Source organism: Novosphingopyxis iocasae (assembly GCF_014334095.1).
GTDB classification, from domain to species: domain Bacteria; phylum Pseudomonadota; class Alphaproteobacteria; order Sphingomonadales; family Sphingomonadaceae; genus Novosphingopyxis; species Novosphingopyxis iocasae.
The window spans coordinates 3,058,700-3,076,227 of the sequence record NZ_CP060495.1 but is presented as its reverse complement, the minus strand read 5'-3'; the positions used below and the strand labels follow the sequence as shown (position 1 = coordinate 3,076,227).

Here is a 17,528-nt window from a genome sequence, read left to right as displayed (position 1 = left end):
TCCAGGCATTGCAGATATAGATGATCAAGGCCCCCTCAGGACCCGGGAGAGGCGCCCAAGGGGCCGCGACGATCGACCACGGTGATCCGGCGCGTCTTGGCATCGATCACCAGCCGTTCGGTCACGCCATTGCCCGGAAAGGCGACGACATAACGCGGATTGAGGGAAAGCATCTGCTCGTTGCGCTTGAACCCGGCGCGGGCACCAAGCCGACGATCGAGCGAATAAGTTAGTTGCTGGACTTCGCGGCGTTCAGCCCAACTCGCGGCAAGGCGATCGGCACCCTTGCCGTCGCCGCCATGGACCAGGAAGAGATCGGGAACCACATCGCGAACCTTGTCCAGCGTCGCCCAGATATTGTCGGCATAAACGCGCGCATCCTCAGCGCTCTCGAAGCTCTGGCGCCCACCTGCGAAGAGGACCGGGGTACCTTCCGGGATCAGGGCATGACGCCGGTTCTCGGCGCGTGCGCGAAGGAAATCGCGGGCATCGATTACGGCCGAAGTGAGATTGCGCGAATGGCTCGCGCGCGACCCGGAAACGGGCTTCCACGAGGAACCGGTCTCGTCGCGGTAAAGTGCTGCCGCAGCCTCCCGCATCTGCTCAAACGCCAGCATGCTGGCTTCGGCCGCCTGCGCGCGCTCGACCTGCTCTTCGAGATTGCTCGAATGCACTTCGGAGCCATCGGCTGATGCGAGCAGGACCCGGATCTCGTCGCTGGCCCGGTCAAGCTGAGCAGACTTCCGGCTGGCTGCGCGGTGAAATAGATTGACCACGCCCCAGGCGATATCCTCGGCATCGACTTCCAGGGCAGTATCGGAGAACATCGCGAAAAGGTCGGACCATACGGCGCCGAGCGTCTGATCGATCGCGTCCTCGCAGGGAAAGTCGGTCGCGTTGAAGGGAGCCGGCTTGATGCTGAGGCCCGAAAGGTCAAGGCCGCTCAACTGGTCGATGAAGCTGTCGTACATGGGGTGTCTCCTGATCAGATCGCGCGGACAAGAAAAGGAGGCACCATTGCCTCGGTCCTGTCCGCCGGAGCCCGATCAGGGCCGGGACAAGGGGCGCGACGCACCGCGCAGCGGGAAACCTGCGGCCCTAGGCTGGCGCGGGTAACACGGGCCGACGGGCCGCAGGTTGCGGCGCACCCCGACCGGCCCAAGGGCCTCTGCCGGCGGACAGGGATGAGGCAGGATCAGGACCCGGTGGCGCAAGCGGATCGGGAGCGCTTGAAGATCGCTTCGCCATTCGAGAACCGCCCGACCAGGCGCAACTCACCAAACAGGTCGATGAACCGTCCCGAGACCTGGCCAAGCCAGTGCTGTGCTCTCGCCGTTCGTGGGTTGTAGAAATCGGCCTCCCAGTACCAGGCATCGTCGCGCTCGGCGAGCCAGATTGCGGCGAGCCCGCAATAGGTCGATATGCCGCAATCGGCGAAGGCATTTCGCAGGAGGATACGGTCCTCGCGGCCGCGCCATCCCTCGAAGCGCTCGAAAGAAGGGAAGGCCGCTTTCGCGGCATCGATGACCTCGTCGACGAGGCACTCGTAGACCCAGTCGGCGTCGTCGTCTTCGCCGTCATCGAGAATGCGAAAGGCAACCACGGAGCCGGTCGGATAGCTGACGGAACGTCCCATCTCACTGCTCCTTAGGCCGCATCGGCGAGATCGACATCGGCCTCGCCTTCCAGGGATTGGTGACCACCCAGTTCGAGGAGCAGGGTAGCCGCTTCCTCGGCTTTTGCCGCAGCCGTCAGGATCGCGCGCTCATCCGATTTGAGGATCTTGAGCCAGGACGCGATGTAGCTGGCGTGATGGTCGAGGTGGGTGACCGGAAGACCCAGTTCGGCTCCAAGGATTGCCGACGAAAGTTCGGCGATCAGTTCTTCGGCGGCATAGGCCTCGCTGCCGAAGCGATTCTTGAGATCGCGATCGAGCCGCGAGGAATGCCCCGTCCAGTGCGACAGCTCGTGTGCGAGCGTTGCATAGTAGTGGTCATAGGCTTCGAACAGTTCGGCTGGCGGCATGGTGACACGGTCACGCAGCGGCTCGTAATAGGCCTGCGCACCATAATGGCGCAGGTCTGCGCCAATATGGGCAAAGAAGGCATCGAGCCGGTCTTCGCGTCCTTTGGGCTCGAGCGCGGCAACCAGCGGTTTGGGATGGTAGAATGCAGGGAGGCCATCGCACTGGTCGGCATTGAAGACAGCATAGGCCTTGAGCACGCGCCGGTTCTCGGTGTCGGCTTCGCCTTCGGCGGTCTCGACCTCCTTCGTGTAGCTCTTGTAGAAGATCGCGATGGTCGATTTTTCGCCCTTGCGGACCTGTCCGCCGAGCTTCTGGCACTGGCGATAGGTCATCCAGTAGGGCGAGGCGTAGCCACAGCCGTCGGCCACCATCCACAACCAGAAGGTGTTCATGCCGCGATAGGGCGTCCCGCAGGAGCGCAAGGGCCGCGAGACGGGCACACCGCGCCACGGCTTGACCCATGGCTTGGTGCCTTGCTCGAGCTTTTCGATGATGGCGGCGGTGATGCGCTGGGCTGGCGAAACTGAAGCAGTGCGGCGGGATCTGGTCATGGGAGTTCTCCTGATCGCCGGGACGGACATGTCCCGGTTCAGGAAAAGCAAAAGCTCCCTCCCCTCTCGTCTAATGATGACGGCTTTGCGCCCTAATTTCGGTCATTAGCATGGTTCGCCTCGCGACTTGAAAGCTGCCGTTTGCTCAACACGCGACTGTGGCGACACTGCTCGGGCTCGCAAAATGGCCCTGCCCTTGCCAATGGACCTCGACAAGCGCTCGATGCGTATGGCTTTGTCATGCCGTTCCAAAGTCGTTCTGTATTCGCTAAACGCGCATCGTATGACCCGAGCCGACTTACAGCGCCTGATCGATGACAAGACTAAGCCGATAGGGTCATTGGGAAGGCTCGAGAGCCTTGCAGTTCAGGCTGCTGCGATCCTTGGCGCCATGACTCCGTCGAATGCTTCGGCATCGTTGACCATTTTCGCAGCTGATCATGGGATTGCCGCACAGCGTGTGTCCGCGTTCCCGCAGGAGGTTACCGGCCAAATGGTCGCCAACTTCCTTGCAGGCGGAGCCGCTGCGAATGTCATCGCAGCGCAATTCGACATACCGGTGACCGTCGTTGACTGCGGGATCGCGCATCCGCCGCGCCGACGTGATGGGCTTATCGATCTGTCGTTGGGAGGGGGAACGGCCGACAGTTCGACAGGGCCTGCGATGTCGCCTGAGACGGCTAGGAAGGCGATTGCGCAAGGGCGACATTTCGCATGCGGTATTGAAAGCAAGATCGTCTGTTTCGGCGAGATGGGCATCGCGAACACTTCCGCTGCAGCCCTGCTTGCGCACAAACTGAGCGGCATTTCCGTGGCCGAACTCGTCGGGCGAGGGACGGGCCTCGACGATACCGCTCTCTCCCACAAGCAAGATGTTCTCGAACGCGCAGCTGCGCGGACTGGAGCGCTTGCGCCGATTGAAGCGCTGGCCGACCTCGGCGGCTTCGAGATCGGCACGATGGCGGGTGCAATGGTTGGCGCCGGGACATCGAATAAACTTGTGGTGGTCGATGGCTTTATCGCGACCGCTGCCGCCGCGCTTGCGCGGGCGATCGAGCCAGACTGTGAACGGGCCTTTGTCTATGCGCATCGCTCGGCAGAACACGGCCATCGGACGCTGCTCGACTGGCTAGAAGCCGAACCACTGCTCGACCTCGACATGCGGCTGGGCGAAGGGACCGGCGCGTTGTTGGCCGTGCCGATTATTCACGCCGCGCTCTCGCTTTTCGGCATGGCAAGCTTTTCTCAGGCAGGGGTGTCCGGCGCTCCCCCGATTTCATGAAGCGTCCATTCGCCGCCGCTTTGGCCGCGTGGGTGTTCCTAACCCGACTTCCTTTGCCCGCGGTGCAGCTCAACGAGAGCGATTTCGAGGCCGCGCCCGGCTTCTATCCGCTGGTCGGCGTGTTGATCGGCGTAATCGGCGCTGCCGCTTTCGCGCTCGGCTGGGCGATCGGCGGGGCCTTCATCGCAGCGATCTTCGGCACTGCGGCTACCTTGCTGGCAACCGGTGCATTTCACGAGGATGGCCTGGCGGACCTGTTTGATGGGCAAGGCGCGACAACGTCTGAGCGGATGATGGAGATCATGCGCGACAGCCGGCTCGGCACATTCGGAGCCGCAGCGCTGTTCATAGTTCTGCTGCTCAAGATCGCGGCACTGGCGCAACTCCCTTTCATGGTCGCACTCACCGCCCTGCCCGTGGCGCACGGAGCCTCGCGCCTGTCGGCAGTCATCGTGATCGCGACAAGTCGTTACGCACGTGCCGAGGGGATCGCCAAGCCGGTTGCGAAGGGGATCGGAGCAGCGCCGCTGGTGGTGGCAACGCTCACGGGAATTGCTGCGGTTGCTGTCGGCGCGATCATCCTTGGGCTTGGCGCAGCGCTGTGCGGCGTGGCCGGCCTAGCCATCGGCCATGCTGCGACACGGCTGCTCTTCGACCGCAAGCTGGGCGGATATACCGGCGATTGCCTCGGCGCGGTGCAGCAGATCAGCGAAGTCGGCTTCTATCTTGCCGTGCTGGCATGGCTCTGATCCTGCTCCGCCATGGCAAGCCGCAGATCGAAGCGGGCGTTTGCTACGGTCAGTCGGACGTGCCCGCCAAAGCCGTTGACCAGAAAGACCTTCATGCACTGGTGGCCGCATTGCCCAGCCGCTTTGCACGGATCGACAGCAGCCCACTGATCCGATGCACTGCGGTGGCGGAGCAGTTGTCCGCGCATTTCGACCTTCCCGTCCACGCCGACCCGAGACTGATGGAGATCGATTTCGGGAACTGGGAAATGCAGGCGTGGGACGATATTCCTCGTCACGAGATCGATGAGTGGGCAGAAGATATCGAAGGCGCTCGCCCGCACGGAGGGGAGAGTGTCGCGCAAATGGCTGAGCGGGTTCGCACATATCTGCTCGATTCCGCGAGGATCGAGGGACATATCCTTGCCATCACGCATCTCGGCGTCGTCCGTTGCGTCGCCGCGGCTCTCGGCCGACCTAACCCATTTGAACTCGAACTCGGCTTCGGCCAGTTCCTCACCGTTGAACCAAGAGGGGGCGTATGAGCGAGACCGACAGCGATACACACAAGGAGAAGATGAAGGAACTGCAGGCCGCGCAAGCGAAGCGGCGCCGGGAGCTCAAGGATCCAGAACGCGGCCTCGTGCTGGTCCACACCGGCGTTGGGAAGGGCAAGTCGAGCTCGGCCTTCGGGGTCATCGCCCGCGCGCTGGGCTGGGCTGGGGACAGAAGGTTGCCGTGGTGCAATTCATCAAGGGCAAGTGGAAGACGGGCGAGAAGAAGTTTTTCTCGCGCTTCCCGGATTTGGTGGACTGGCACGTCATGGGCGACGGTTTCACATGGGATACGCAGGACAGGGATCGCGATATCGAAGCCGCGGAAACGGCATTGGCCAAGGCCGGTGAGTTGATCGCGAGCGGCGACTACGCCTTGGTCGTGCTCGACGAAATCAATATCGCGTTGCGCTACGAATACCTGACGCCCGCGGCAGTGATCGAGGCGCTGGAACGCAGGGGTGATACCCGGATCATCCTTACCGGGCGGGACGCTAAGCCCGAACTGATCGATTATGCCGACACCGTCACCGAGATGGCCGAAATCAAGCACGCCTACCACGCCGGTATCCGCGCGCAGCAGGGCATCGACTTCTAGCAGGCAAGGATTGACAGCAACGGACGAGGCGAGCATTGGCCGCGTCAGACGGTGCTGCAGGTGCGAAATCGCCTGGAGCTAAGAGGGAAGCCGGTGCGATACCGGCGCTGTGCCCGCAACTGTGAGCCGGGAGCCCCGAACCAACATGTCACTGGCCAAACCCCGTAGCGGGTGCCGCCGGGAAGACGGTTCGAAGGCGTTGATCGGCAAGCCAGGAGACCTGCCGTCGCGTCGTTCGTCCGGGGCCGGGTCCAGCCCAGTGGGACAGGAAAGTTCTTTTCCGAAGTAACGACAGCCAGGCCGGTTACCGGCGCTGCGGCTCTCGGCGAGCGGCAGCGGGCCATCTGTCGAGTTGACCATGCGGGCACCGGAGCCTCCGCGTGGGCTGGCTTTGGATTTTGCAATGAAAACCGCACTCTATCTGTCCGTCGCGGCATCGGCCGTGGCGCTGTGTTCGACCGGAGCATTCGCCCAGTCGGTCGATCGCCCCGAAGACGAGGAACTGGGCTCCGAAACGATCGTCGTCACCGCCAATCGCACCGAACGGGCGATCAGCCAGGTAGGTGAATCGGTCACCGTCGTCGAGGAAAAGGAAATAGTGAACCGTCAGCCGAGCGATGTGCTCGATGTGCTGCGCACCGTCCCCGGCGTCACCTTCAACCGTAATGGCGGCATCGGCACTAATGCTGGCGTCTCCATCCGCGGGGCCGAAAGCGACCAGACCGTTGTGCTGATCGACGGCGTGAAGCTGAACGATCCGGCGTCGCCCGGCGGCGGGTTCAATTTCGGACCGCTGCTGCTGGGCAATATCGCCCGGGTGGAAGTGGTGCGCGGTTCGCAGAGCGTGCTCTACGGCAGCCAGGCGATCGGCGGTGTCGTGAACCTAATCACGCGCGAACCGACCGAGGAACTCGGCATGTTTGCCCGTGCCGAATATGGCGCTCGCGATACGACGGAACTGACCGGCAATGTTTCGGGTCGGTTCGGCCCGGTCGCGGCCAGCATCGGGGCAAGCTATCTGCATACCGACGGCATCTCTGCCTTCAGCGAAGCGCGGGGCGGGGCCGAGAGGGACGGTTTCGAAAGCCTTGGCGTCAATGGCAAGATCGACATAGCCCTGAGCGAAAACCTCTCCATCGATCTGCGCGGCTTCTACGCCGACGGCGAAGTGGGCATCGATGGCTTCCCGGCTCCCGACTACGTCTTCGCGGATGTCGATGAAGTTTCCTATCGCAACGATTTCGTTGGTTATGCGGGGCTGAATGCCGACTTCCTCGACGGTCGTTTCCGCAATCGGCTGGGCTTCGCCTACACCAATATCGATCGCCGCAACTTCAACTTCGATACCGATACCGAGACGTTCGACGCCAATGGCGAGAATCGTCGCTACGAGTATCAGGGCGTGTTCGACGCCGCCGAGTTTGTCGAACTGGTCTTCGGGGCCGAGCGCGAGGAATCCGATTTTCGCAGCGGCACCGATGAAGCCGACGTCTGGATCAACAGCGTCTACGGACAGGTCAACCTGAGCCCCGTGACAGGTCTCTCGTTGACCGGGGGCGTGCGCTACGACGATCACGAGACCTTCGGCGATGCAACGACTTTCGCGGCCAGCGGCGCCTACACTCCCAATAGCGGCGATACCGTGGTGCGGGCCAGCTATGGCGAAGGCTTCAAGGCCCCATCGCTCTATCAGATCTATAGCACCTACGGGAATCCGGCCCTTCTGCCGGAGGAATCGGAAAGCTGGGATGTCGGCATAACGCACAGCTTCCTCGATCGGCGTGCGCAGATCGGTGTCACCTATTTCGAGAGGGATTCGACCAATCTGATCGGCTTCGTCTCGACCGCGACACCGCCTTTCGGCTTCTACGACAACACCGAACTCGCATCGGCGAAAGGCTGGGAGTTCGGACTCGCGGTCCGTCCGGTCGACGGCTTCGATGTCGCGCTGAACTACACCAATATCGATGCGATCGACGAGACCACCGGCAACAAACTTGCCCGGCGTGCCGAAGACAAGGCCGACTTGGTGGTCGATTACCGGATGAATAACGGCATCGGCATCGGAGCCACCGTTCTCGTTGTCGGGGACAGCTTCGACAATGCAAGCAACACACGGCAACTGGACGGCTATGTGGTGGCCGACCTTCGGGCCAGCTACGGTGTCACCGAGCAGCTGGAGATCTTCGGACGGGTCGAGAACCTGTTCGATGAGGAATACGAGACCGTTTATCGTTACGGCCAGCCCGGTCGCGCGGTATTCGGCGGCGTGCGCTTCCGGATGTAGTCGATGGTGCGGGGGATCCTCTCGGCGCTGGTGTGCCTCTCGCTCTGTGCCTGTTCGCAGGTGCCCGAGCGGGGCACCGATGCGCCGCGACGGATCGTCAGCCTCGATTATTGCGCCGACCAATATGTGCTGAAATTCGCCGATCGCGAAGATATCCTCGCGCTGTCGCCCGATGCGGGGAAACGCTTTTCCTACATGCGCGCGGCGGCCGACGGTATCCCCACGGTGCGTCCGCGCACGGCGGATGTCCTCGCGCTACAGCCCGATCTGGTGGTGCGGACATATGGCGGCGGGCACGACATTGCGGACTTCATGAAAGAGCCGGGCGTGCCGGTCGTGCAGATCGGCTTCCCCCAATCGATTGACGAAGTGCGGGGCGAAGTGCTGCGCGTGGGGACCGAACTCGGCAAGCCCGAGGAGGCGGCGGAACTCGTCGCCGAGATGGATCGGCGCCTCTGGGCGCTCGCCGAAAGGCCCCGGCCTCGTCGCGAAGTTCTCTACATGACCCCCGCCGGTGTGACCGCTGGCGAGGGGACACTGGTGCACGAACTGTTCGTGGCGGCCGGCCTCGAGAATTTCCTGGATCGCCCCGGCTGGAATCCCCTTCCGCTCGAACGCCTCGCCTACGAGCGCCCCGACCTGATCGCGGCGGCGTTTTTCGAGAGCGCGACCAACCACGTCGACAACTGGAGCGCGGCGCGCCATCCGGTGGCGCAGGCGCAGCTGCGCGAACTGCCGGTCGTCCCGTTAGAAGGAGCATGGACGGCTTGCGGTGGGTGGTTCCTGCTAGACGCAGTCGAAGCGCTGGCGACATCGGGGGAGAACACGCGATGAATCGGGTGGTGTTCATCCTGCTGGCAGGTCTGGCGGGTGCGTTGGTTCTTTCCGTCGCGCTGGGTTCGGTGCCCTTGCCGCTCGACCGCGTGCTGGCTGCTCTCGCATTTCAATCGAGTCAGGGTGACGAGCTGGTGGTCTGGCAAATCCGCCTGCCTCGTGCGCTCGCTGCCGCGTTCGTCGGCGCGGCGCTGGGGATAAGCGGGGCGGCTCTTCAGGGCCTGCTGCGCAATCCGCTGGCAGAGCCTGGCATCCTCGGCGTTTCGGCTACCGCCGCGCTCTTCGCGACTTTCGTGCTTTATTTCGGTCTCGCGACTGCCGGTCCACTCGTCTTGCCATTGGCTGCGGTCGCGGGGGCGCTGATCGCCACCCTGCTGGTGGCGCTGGCCGCGATCCGCACCCGCTCCGTGGTCACGCTGATCCTGATTGGCGTCGGCCTTTCGAGTTTCTCGGCGGCGATCATGGCGCTGCTGATGAATCTCGCGCCCAACCCGTTCAGCCTTGCCGACATGGTCAACTGGATGCTCGGCACGGTGGACAATCGGAGCTTCGACGACCTGATCTTCGCGCTGCCCTTCATGGCGATCGGGGTGGTGGTGCTTCTTGCATCGCGCCGAGGCCTGTCCGCGCTCGCCTTGGGAGACGAGGCGGCCGAAGGAATGGGACTGGACCTCAGGCGGCAACGGCTGGCGGTCATCATCGGCGCCGGCCTGGCGACAGGTGCCGCTGTGGCGCTTGCTGGTGCGATCGGCTTTGTCGGGATCGTCGCGCCGCATCTGGTGCGGCCTTTCCTGCGTTACGATCCGGCACGGCTGCTGGTGCCATCGGCTATGCTCGGCGCTCTGATCCTTATGCTGGCGGACATCGGCGTGCGGGTTCTGCCGACCGATAGCGAGCTCAAGCTGGGCGTGGTCGCGTCACTGCTCGGTGCACCGGTATTCATCTGGATCGCTGCGCGACGGAGGCTGGCATGAGCATTCTGCAAGCGAGCGGTCTGAGCTACGCGGTGGACGGCAAGCCGCTGGTCGTCGATGCTGGCTTTTCGCTGGAACCAGGGGAACTCACCGCGCTGATCGGCCCCAACGGGTCAGGCAAGACGACTCTGCTGCGCCTCGCGCTCGGCCTTCTCCAAGCAGAAGCCGGTTCGGCGTCGATCGATGGCGAGCCGGTCGCTCGGCTTTCGCCGGTCGAGCGGGCGCGCAAGATCGCCTACCTGCCGCAGGCCCGACCGCTGGTCTGGCCGCAACCGGTTCGCGACGTCGTTTCGCTCGGGCGGTTCGCCTATGGCGCAGCTTTGGGGCGGCTGTCAGCGGGCGATGAGGCGGCGGTTTCTCAGGCGATCGGGGCCTGCCAGCTGGACGGTTTCGAAGAGCGGGCAGCCGATACCCTATCGGGCGGTGAATTGGCCCGTGTGCATCTCGCGCGTGCGCTCGCTGCCGAGACTCCGCTGGTCATTGCCGACGAGCCGGTCGCCGCGCTCGATCCGCGTTACCAGCACCAGACCATGCGGTTGTTTGCCTCGATGGCGCAGGGCGGGCACGGAGTGCTTACGGTCGTCCATGATCTCGATCTCGCGCTGCGTTACGCCACCCGCGTGCTGTGGTTGGATGAGGGGCGGATTGTAGCGGATGGGACGCCAGAAGAGACCTATACCAATGAGCGTCTGAGGCGAGTGTTCGGGATCGAGGCAGAGATTATCCGGAATGGCGCACGGATCCGGCTCGACATCTTGGGCCCCGTGTAACGCAGGATGACCGGTCGCGCGATCATGCTGCAGGGCACCGGCTCGGACGTTGGCAAATCGCTGCTGGTTGCGGGGCTTTGCCGGATCGCTCAGCGACGCGGGATCGACGCGGCACCCTTCAAGCCGCAGAATATGTCGAACAATGCTGCCGCCTGTCCGGGTGGAGGCGAAATCGGTCGAGCGCAGGCGCTCCAGGCTCGCGCTGCGGGGCTGCAGCCGTCGACCGACATGAACCCCTTGCTCCTCAAGCCCGAAGGCGACCGGCGCGCGCAGGTCGTCCTGAACGGCAAGGCGCTGCGCAGTGAAGAAGCAGCAGCGTATATGGCAAATCGGGGAAGTCTGCTTCCCATCGTGATCGAGGCATTCGATCGGCTGAGATCGGCGCACGATCTCGTTATCGTCGAGGGCGCGGGCAGCCCGGCGGAGGTAAACCTGCGCAAGGGCGACATCGCCAATATGGGCTTTGCGCGCGCGACCGATGTTCCCGTAGTGCTCGTTGGTGACATCGATCGCGGCGGGATTATCGCATCGCTCGTCGGCACCCGAGCCGTAATCGACACCGAGGATGCCGAGATGATCGCAGGCTTCGCCATCAACCGCTTCCGAGGCGACCAGGCCCTGTTCGAAGATGGCGTGCGTTTCATCGAAGACCGCACCGGCTGGCGTAATTTCGGCATCGTGCCGTGGCTGGCCTGTGCTGCGCGGCTGCCCGCTGAAGACGCTGTGGTGCTGGGACAGGCGAAACCGAAAGACGGGGCCATTTTGATTGCCGTGCCAATGCTTTCGCGGATCAGCAATTTCGACGATCTCGATCCGCTTCGTGCCGAGCCGGATGTAGAGGTCCGCTTCATTCCTACCGGCCAGCCCATTCCGCGCGAGGCCGGTGCAGTCATCCTCGCAGGCACCAAATCGACCTTGGCCGACTTGGCAATGCTGCGGAACGAGGGGTGGGACTACGACATCATCGCCGCCTGGCGCACAGGCGCGCACATCGTCGGCCTGTGCGGTGGCTTCCAGATGCTGGGCAATCGGATCGAGGATGCCGACGCCGCGGATGGATTGGCAGGGACTGCGGATGGTCTGGGCCTGTTCGACATGACGACGGTGATGACCCGCAAGAAAGTGGTCCGCCCCATCAGCGGGACTACAATTGCCGATGATGACGCGGTGACAGGTTACGAGATTCATACCGGTCTTTCGCAGGGGCCTGCGCTGGAGAAGCCCTTCTCTCGCTTGGAAGACGGCGTCCTTGATGGCGCGGTCGCAGCGGGCGGACGTCTGATCGGCACCTATCTTCACGGTGTGTTTGCAAGCGACGCATTCCGTTCGCGCTGGCTTGAGAAATTGCGTAGCGGCCGGAGCAGCACGCTCAATTACGAAGATGGTGTCGACACAGCGCTGGACGAACTAGCCGAAGGGCTCGAGGAGGCCCTCGACGTTGACGCTTTGCTGGCGCTTGCGCGGTGACCGCGGCATGGATCATGGTGGCAGGGCTCGCGATCGAAGCCGTGGTCGGCTGGCCCGAAGCGGTGGACAAGCGGATCGGGCATCCTGTCCGCTGGTTCGGCTGGCTGGTCGAGCGGACAGAGCGTCTGGGCAATCGCCAATCACGGAGCAGATCGGCGCGGATCGCGACGGGCGGTCTTGTTACTCTGTTTCTAGTGGCGCTTGCGGGCTTGATCGGTCTGGCCATCCAGCTGCTTCTGCCAGCCGGATGGCTAGGCCTTGCCCTGATTGCCCTCGTCGCCTCCAGCCTGATCGCTGCGCGCTCACTGCGCGAACACGTTGCGGCGGTCGCCGAGGCGTTCGACACTACAGGGATCGAGGCTGCGCGGCATTCGCTCAGCCGCATCGTTGGACGTGCGACCGCTGAGCTGGATGAGCCCGCCATCGCCCGTGCCGCCATCGAGAGCTTGGCAGAGAACACTTCGGATGGCGTCACTGCACCCTTGTTCTGGGGTGCGCTTTTCGGCCTGCCGGGTCTGTTTGCCTACAAGGCAATCAACACGCTCGATTCGATGATCGGCCATCGCAATGCGCGCTACGAAGCTTTCGGTAAGATTGCCGCCCGGCTCGACGATCTCGCCAACCTGATCCCTGCACGCCTGACGGGTATTCTTTTCGCGCTATGTGCCGGTTCGGGCCGGGCTATACTAGTCATGTTTCGGGACGCCGGCAGGCACCGTTCTCCCAATGCAGGGTGGCCGGAGTCCGCGATGGCGGGCGCGCTCGGCATCAGACTGTCGGGGCCGCGGACTTATGGCGAAACGACGAGCAACGACCCTTGGCTCAATTCGGGAGCAAGAGACCCATCAGGAGCCGATATCCGCCGCGCCTTGGCTCTTTATCGGTGGGTAGTCATCGCCATGGCGATCATCCTGGCGCTCCTGGGCTGGATCAACGTGTCATGACCGATCTCGACCTCGTGTCAGGCCATGGCGGACGGATCGACGCGATGGCACGCGCGTTTCCCGGCGCGCCACTGCCATGGATCGACCTGTCGACCGGCATCAATCCGTATCCTTATCCGTTGCCCCCGATCGCACCCGATGCATGGGAGCGCTTACCGGGCGAGGTGGCCCGCGCATTCTGCGAAAGCACCATGGCGGAGTCGTTCCGATGCGATCCGTCTTTTTGCCGCGCGGTCGCCGGGACGGAAGTCGTCATCCGCCAGCTGCCGTCGATCCTGCGTGCTCAAAGAGTCGCCGTGCGCGCTCGAAGCTATGCCGATCATGCGGAAAGCTGGCGACTGGCGGGGGCGAAGGTGGTCACGCATTCCGATCCCTTGGCATTGGCCGGGGAGGCTGATGTCGTAGTAATCGTGAACCCCAACAACCCTGATGGGCATCGTTGGTCTATCGAAGCCATCGAGACAGCGCGCGCTACACTCGCCCATCGCGGTGGCTGGCTGATCGTCGACGAGGCCTATGCCGACCTCAATCCCTCGCTAAGTGCGGCTCCGTTTGCGGGACGCAAGGGGCTCATCCTCTTGCGATCCTTCGGCAAGTTTTTCGGGCTTGCGGGTGTGCGGTTGGGTGCCGTGCTCGCTACGCAGGAGATCTTGAGCAGCATCGAAGATCGCCTCGGCGGATGGGATGTGTCGGGCCCCGCGCTGGATATCGGTGCGGCAGCCTATGCTGATCATGACTGGCAGGCCGCTACGCGCGGACACCTTGCCGTGCGAATGCAGGAGATGCACGCCCTTTTCGCGACCTCGGCGTTGGAAGACCGTGGCGGAACCGATCTTTTCCGGTTCGTCCGTGGATCTGACGCAAATGCGCTCTGGCGGCGACTTGCTGAGCAAGGCATCGCCGTGCGCCGGTTCGTCGGGGAAGCGCATCACCTCCGCATCGGCTTGCCCGCCGACAAAATCGCGTTTTCACGGCTTGCACGAGCGCTCAACCCATGAGACGAAGGGGGAGCCCAGCGACCACGAGTTCGACCGTGTCGGAAATCTCGGCCAGCCGCTGGTTCAGCCGTCCCTGTTCGTCGCGGAAATCGCGGCCTAGTCGATTTTCCGGGACAATGCCCGAGCCGACCTCGTTACTGACCAGCACGACATTTGCATTAGCCCGCGCAATACTCTCCACCAGCGCGTCGGCTTCCCTTCCGATGTCGAGTTCGGCCAGCATCACATTCGAGAGCCACAAGGTGCAGCAATCGACGAGCACCGTGCCTGCGTTGACCGATGTAATCGCACGAGCGAGTTCGATCGGTGCCTCGATTGTGTGCCAGAAATCAGCACGTTCTTCACGGTGCTGACGGATTCGCTCGGTCATTTCATCGTCATACGCCTGCGCGGTGGCGATGAACTTGTGCGGCCCCCGCATGCGGCCGCATATCGAAAGAGCGTGGCGGCTCTTGCCCGATCGAGCACCGCCGAGGATCAAATGAACCAAGCTCATAGAGTGAAGCCCTCGACTCTTCGCTTCTCAGCAGCCTGGATTACGGCTCGCCTTTGGTCAGGCGACATTTCGGACCACTCTGCAATCTCATCGAGCGTTCGGCCACAGCCCGTGCAGACATTTCCATTTGCCGACAATCGACATATCTTCTGGCATGGCGATTGCGGGTCATCAATGGTCGTTGCAGACATGAGAATGGCTCTAACTCGTGCTGGCGGGGCTGGCAAAGTGCACGGACCTTTGCGGTAAGCGAATGATGAAGCGACTTGTCAGCTACGAAAACCTTCTCTCCTGCATCACGCGAGATGAGAGCCATCATGTTGCCACGCTTGACTGGAAGGCGTTTCTGCACCTCTCTCCTATTCTCTGGCTGCGGCGTAGGGAAGCACGTGCGGCGCTGCGGAAATACCTGAGCGGGCTTCAGGGCGCCAAATGGGAAGTCGATACCGTTCGTTTTCCAATCGGAAGTCAGATCGACGAACAGGCACTGAACTCGATCACAGGCGATATCGCTGGCGCTCTAGACGCGATTGCAACGAAGGCCATGACACCGAAAGAGATCTGCCAGGCGCTCAACATTACGAAGCAGGAAAGATTGCGGTGGACCAAGGATGGTCGCCTCAAGACATCCGGGGTCGTGAGCTTCAGGAGGGCCAACACCGTAAGCATCTCGACTTACTCTGCACACGCGATTCACGAATTGATGAAAGACCATAGCGTAATTGAAGGTTGGCGACAGAAAGACCTCGATAGTCGAAAATCCTAGCCTCGAAGCTACAGCCATTGTGGTTCACAGGGGTGTAGTTTGGTCAAAAACCGTGACCGACAGGGATGACGCAGATTTGCACTACAACGCGGTCGGCCGCTTTCACATGTAAGCCAAACAAAACGGACCGACGGCTAGCGGCCCAAATTCTGACATGAAAAAGGCGGTCCATCCCAATTGGGACGGACCGCCCACCGAGCGACCTCGACCTGTCAGGAGGGTCAGGCAGCCTGCTCGGCAATTTCGTCTGTCGCATCGTCGCTGACTGCCTCGTCGACTTCGACACCAATCGGCGCGACCTCCTGAGCAGCAGTGAACAGCATGATCGCAGGAACCCAGGCTTGCGCCCGCTCCTTGACCTCGGCCTCGCCGATGAAGTTGCCTGAGAAGATGCGCTCGGCTGCGCTCGCAAGCCCAGCCTTCTTCGAAGCAGCGTATCGGCTGACCAGCTCCGGACCACCCGCAGCATCGAGCGCTTCGAGCGTGCGAGCCTTGGCCACGCGGTCGAAATAGTTTGCCGCGGTGGGACGCCACCAATGCGCGGTTTCGATTTCCAGAAGTGCCCCGAGCGCTTCGTGCATGGGCACCGAACGATCGCCTTCGCAGGCTAGGCTGGCGACGAGCGTGCGCGAGACGACATGACCAAGCCAGGCCGAACGCGCCTCATCGGAAAGCGACCGGAACCTGGCAAACCGCTCGACGTCGGTCTCGCCCGAGCGCCAGCTTTCGTCGAGCGAACCAGCGAACTCGGCCAGAGCAGCGCTCGCCGGTGCATCCTTGGCCTCAAACCCGGCAACCGGTCCAGACGCGATGGAGCCGACAAGCGTCGATGCCTTTCTGGCGCGCCAGTCGTGCCCATCGGCATCCGCGAGCGTGAAGACCATGAAGTCGAGCGCCAGTGCCGGATCGTTAGCGAGATGGACCGCCAGGATATCGCGGCGCTGCATTGCGAGTTCGTCGAGCAGGCGCTGCGAAAGCGAGCTGCCCTTGGGTTTAACCGCTCCGCTTTCTTCGACTGCCTCCACCACACCTTCGTCAGCGATGACTTCGGTCTCGGTGTAGAACTGCGGGACCAAGGTCGGCTCGCCATTGCGCGAGAGGATAAGGAAGGCACCGGCCTCGGGTTTCAGCTCGTCGGCGAGCACGGGCGGCCGGTCATTGAGCGCGCGCATGGCGCGGTCGATGACGACGAGTTCCTGTTCGGCCTTGGCGACCTCGTCCTCGTGGCTGTCCTCGTCTTCGAGCACGGCGGCGACGCGGTCGTAGTCGGCCTCGAGCTCGCCAAGTTCCTTCGCTTCCTGTTCCGTCATCGGCGCAGGCTCGCAAGGCAGACGGCTCAGACCTTCGACAAGGTCGTGACTGACATAGGTGCCCAGCGTCGGCCGAACCCAGGCAAGGCCATATTCGAGCGCAGCCTTTTTTGCCGCCTCTTCCATGGCCTTGTGCGCGAGGTCCTCGAGCAGCGCGACATCGATCCAGCTCTCGCTGGCGTCATCGTCGAAGAGTTCGCGTTCGATCCGGCCACCCGCACCGATGTACGCATCGCGTCCGACCAAAACAGCTCGCGGATCAGAACCGCGCACCGTGGCATCGAGCACCATGCGGCGGATTGTATCGGGCGTGATCTGGTACCAGGCATCCTGCAGCTCGGCATAGACATGCGCCTGGCGCTCGACGTCGGAGATCGCGCCGTAGGCCTTGGCCATGTCGAGCGTGATCGTGCCTTCGGCGAGCGCTTCGAAGACGCAGGGTGCCAGACTTGCCAAACGCAGGCGCCCTTCGACGAACCGGACGGTGAGGCCGAAGCGTCGCGCCACGTCTTCGGTGGTAGCTCCTGCTTCGATGATGGAGGCGAAGGCCTGCGCCTCGTCGGCCGGGTTCATTGCGAGTCGCTGGAAGTTCTCGGCAAGGCTGGCTTCGCGCACTTCGCTTTCCTCGCCTTCGATGACGAGGCAGGTGACTTCGTGCGTGTCAGGCAAGGTGCCCTCTTCGGCCAGCGCCTGCAGCGCGGCGAGCCGGCGACCGCCAGCCTCGACCTCGAACTTGCCGCGCTTTCCTTTGCGCACGACGAGGTTCTGCAGCAGGCCGCGCGCGGCAATGTCTGCCCGCAGCTGGAGGTCGGCCAGCACGTCGCTCGACTTGCGAACGTTACGCGGGCTCGGGACGAGCTTCTTCAAGGGAATCGACTGGATCATGGGTGTTCTCCTGATGGAATGAAGGCGCCAGTGAGGATCACTTGGCCCACAAGCCCAA

Annotated in this window: 18 protein-coding genes, 1 pseudogene and 1 riboswitch; of the genes and pseudogenes, 13 read left to right on the top strand and 6 right to left on the bottom strand. The window is 62.9% G+C overall.

From position 1 onward, the window contains the following. Window positions 1-35: 35 nt before the first annotated feature. The 3 genes from H7X45_RS14700 to H7X45_RS14690 form a co-directional block, all read right to left on the bottom strand. Complete coding sequence (locus H7X45_RS14700; protein ID WP_187335495.1) at window positions 36-971, bottom strand: DUF2493 domain-containing protein; 936 nt, start codon at window positions 969-971, stop codon at window positions 36-38. A 224-nt stretch (window positions 972-1,195) separates the two neighbouring features. Continuing rightward, window positions 1,196-1,636: a hypothetical protein gene (locus tag H7X45_RS14695; RefSeq protein WP_063511264.1), complete on the bottom strand. Its 441-nt coding sequence runs from the start codon at window positions 1,634-1,636 to the stop codon at window positions 1,196-1,198. An 11-nt stretch (window positions 1,637-1,647) separates the two neighbouring features. Beyond that, a complete protein-coding gene (locus H7X45_RS14690; protein WP_063511263.1) occupies window positions 1,648-2,577 on the bottom strand; it encodes an ArdC family protein in 930 nt (309 codons plus the stop codon). Window positions 2,578-2,761: 184 nt separating this feature from the next. Here H7X45_RS14690 and cobT point away from each other — a divergent pair, with 184 nt between their 5' ends. The 12 genes and pseudogenes from cobT (at window position 2,762) to cobD (ending at window position 14,013) form a co-directional block, all read left to right on the top strand. Further along, window positions 2,762-3,859 carry a nicotinate-nucleotide--dimethylbenzimidazole phosphoribosyltransferase gene (gene cobT, locus H7X45_RS14685; RefSeq protein WP_246449486.1) on the top strand — a complete coding sequence of 366 codons (1,098 nt, stop codon included), beginning with the start codon at window positions 2,762-2,764 and terminating at the stop codon, window positions 3,857-3,859. Further along, complete coding sequence (gene cobS, locus H7X45_RS14680; protein ID WP_063511262.1) at window positions 3,856-4,608, top strand: adenosylcobinamide-GDP ribazoletransferase; 753 nt, start codon at window positions 3,856-3,858, stop codon at window positions 4,606-4,608. Before cobT ends, cobS begins: the two co-directional genes overlap by 4 nt. Then, on the top strand, window positions 4,599-5,132 hold the full coding sequence (gene cobC / locus H7X45_RS14675) for an alpha-ribazole phosphatase family protein (RefSeq protein ID WP_063511261.1): 534 nt from the start codon (window positions 4,599-4,601) through the stop codon (window positions 5,130-5,132). Before cobS ends, cobC begins: the two co-directional genes overlap by 10 nt. Beyond that, window positions 5,129-5,266 (top strand): annotated as a pseudogene (locus H7X45_RS15365) (cob(I)yrinic acid a,c-diamide adenosyltransferase); the annotation flags it as partial. The gene cobC and the pseudogene H7X45_RS15365, both read left to right, overlap by 4 nt. 59 nt (window positions 5,267-5,325) lie before the next feature. Further along, on the top strand, window positions 5,326-5,739 hold the full coding sequence (locus tag H7X45_RS14670) for a cob(I)yrinic acid a,c-diamide adenosyltransferase (protein WP_343061082.1): 414 nt from the start codon (window positions 5,326-5,328) through the stop codon (window positions 5,737-5,739). A gap of 32 nt (window positions 5,740-5,771) precedes the next feature. Continuing rightward, window positions 5,772-5,980, top strand: a riboswitch (cobalamin riboswitch). Window positions 5,981-6,142: 162 nt separating this feature from the next. After that, a complete protein-coding gene (locus H7X45_RS14665; RefSeq protein WP_063511259.1) occupies window positions 6,143-8,026 on the top strand; it encodes a TonB-dependent receptor plug domain-containing protein in 1,884 nt (627 codons plus the stop codon). Between the two features lie 3 nt (window positions 8,027-8,029). Next, window positions 8,030-8,860 carry an ABC transporter substrate-binding protein gene (locus tag H7X45_RS14660; RefSeq protein WP_063511258.1) on the top strand — a complete coding sequence of 277 codons (831 nt, stop codon included), beginning with the start codon at window positions 8,030-8,032 and terminating at the stop codon, window positions 8,858-8,860. Continuing rightward, entirely contained in the window at window positions 8,857-9,834 is a 978-nt protein-coding gene (locus tag H7X45_RS14655) for a FecCD family ABC transporter permease (protein ID WP_063511257.1), read from the top strand. The genes H7X45_RS14660 and H7X45_RS14655 overlap by 4 nt, the downstream gene beginning before the upstream one ends. Then, window positions 9,831-10,604, top strand: a complete 774-nt coding sequence (locus H7X45_RS14650; RefSeq protein ID WP_063511256.1) for an ABC transporter ATP-binding protein — start codon at window positions 9,831-9,833, stop codon at window positions 10,602-10,604. The genes H7X45_RS14655 and H7X45_RS14650 overlap by 4 nt, the downstream gene beginning before the upstream one ends. Before the next feature lie 6 nt (window positions 10,605-10,610). After that, window positions 10,611-12,071: a cobyric acid synthase gene (locus tag H7X45_RS14645; RefSeq protein ID WP_187335494.1), complete on the top strand. Its 1,461-nt coding sequence runs from the start codon at window positions 10,611-10,613 to the stop codon at window positions 12,069-12,071. Continuing rightward, window positions 12,068-13,015 carry an adenosylcobinamide-phosphate synthase CbiB gene (gene cbiB / locus H7X45_RS14640; RefSeq protein ID WP_156493975.1) on the top strand — a complete coding sequence of 316 codons (948 nt, stop codon included), beginning with the start codon at window positions 12,068-12,070 and terminating at the stop codon, window positions 13,013-13,015. Before H7X45_RS14645 ends, cbiB begins: the two co-directional genes overlap by 4 nt. Then, window positions 13,012-14,013, top strand: a complete 1,002-nt coding sequence (gene cobD / locus H7X45_RS14635; RefSeq protein WP_151884688.1) for a threonine-phosphate decarboxylase CobD — start codon at window positions 13,012-13,014, stop codon at window positions 14,011-14,013. Before cbiB ends, cobD begins: the two co-directional genes overlap by 4 nt. Here the strand turns inward: cobD and cobU are convergent. Together cobU and H7X45_RS14625 are read right to left on the bottom strand one after the other, a co-directional pair. Further along, entirely contained in the window at window positions 14,003-14,509 is a 507-nt protein-coding gene (gene cobU, locus H7X45_RS14630; RefSeq protein WP_063511967.1) for a bifunctional adenosylcobinamide kinase/adenosylcobinamide-phosphate guanylyltransferase, read from the bottom strand. The two genes, cobD and cobU, sit on opposite strands and share 11 nt — an antisense overlap. Then, window positions 14,506-14,700, bottom strand: coding sequence for a DUF1289 domain-containing protein (locus tag H7X45_RS14625; RefSeq protein ID WP_082835507.1), 195 nt, complete (start codon window positions 14,698-14,700; stop codon window positions 14,506-14,508). Before H7X45_RS14625 ends, cobU begins: the two co-directional genes overlap by 4 nt. Window positions 14,701-14,762: 62 nt before the next feature. On the opposite strand from H7X45_RS14625, the gene H7X45_RS14620 reads away from it, so the two are divergent. Then, on the top strand, window positions 14,763-15,275 hold the full coding sequence (locus H7X45_RS14620; RefSeq protein WP_063511966.1) for a hypothetical protein: 513 nt from the start codon (window positions 14,763-14,765) through the stop codon (window positions 15,273-15,275). A 221-nt stretch (window positions 15,276-15,496) separates the two neighbouring features. Here H7X45_RS14620 and H7X45_RS14615 read toward each other — a convergent pair whose 3' ends face one another. Then, window positions 15,497-17,470 (bottom strand): ParB/RepB/Spo0J family partition protein, encoded by a 1,974-nt coding sequence (locus H7X45_RS14615; protein ID WP_187335493.1) that lies wholly within the window; start codon window positions 17,468-17,470, stop codon window positions 15,497-15,499. Window positions 17,471-17,528: the final 58 nt, after the last annotated feature.